A 567-nucleotide genomic window follows, 5' to 3' on the forward strand; every position below is an offset into this window, starting at 1 on the left:
CAGGTGACGACGGCGGTGGCCAACGGTGACCTGTCGCAGAAGGTCACCGTGGACGTGGCCGGCGAGATGCTGGAGCTGAAGAACACCGTCAACACGATGGTGGACCAGCTCTCCGCGTTCGGTTCCGAGGTCACGCGCGTGGCCCGGGAGGTCGGCGTCGAGGGTCTGCTCGGCGGCCAGGCCGAGGTGCCGGGCGCCGCCGGCACCTGGAAGGACCTCACCGACTCGGTGAACACGGCCTTCCGCAACCTCACCGGTCAGGTGCGGGACATCGCGCAGGTGACGACGGCGGTGGCCAACGGTGACCTGTCGCAGAAGGTCACCGTGGACGTGGCCGGCGAGATGCTGGAGCTGAAGAACACCGTCAACACCATGGTGTCGCAGCTGTCGGCCTTCGCCGACCAGGTGACCCGGATGGCCAGGGACGTGGGCACCGAGGGCCGGCTCGGCGGGCAGGCGCGGGTGGACGGCGTCTCCGGCCGGTGGCGCGAGCTGACCGACTCGGTGAACTTCATGGCCGGCAACCTGACCTCGCAGGTGCGGCAGATCGCGCAGGTGACCACGGCG

The 567-nt window shown here is 69.8% G+C and carries 1 protein-coding gene; it reads left to right on the forward strand.

Annotation, left to right across the window (positions count from 1 at the left end; translation table 11 throughout):
* Positions 1–567, forward strand: a 567-nt coding sequence (locus ACFY60_RS20260) for a HAMP domain-containing protein (protein WP_389458944.1), incomplete at both ends; no start/stop codon positions are given.

Source organism: Streptomyces sp. NPDC012827 (assembly GCF_042900905.1).
Classification (GTDB): domain Bacteria; phylum Actinomycetota; class Actinomycetes; order Streptomycetales; family Streptomycetaceae; genus Streptomyces; species Streptomyces gulbargensis.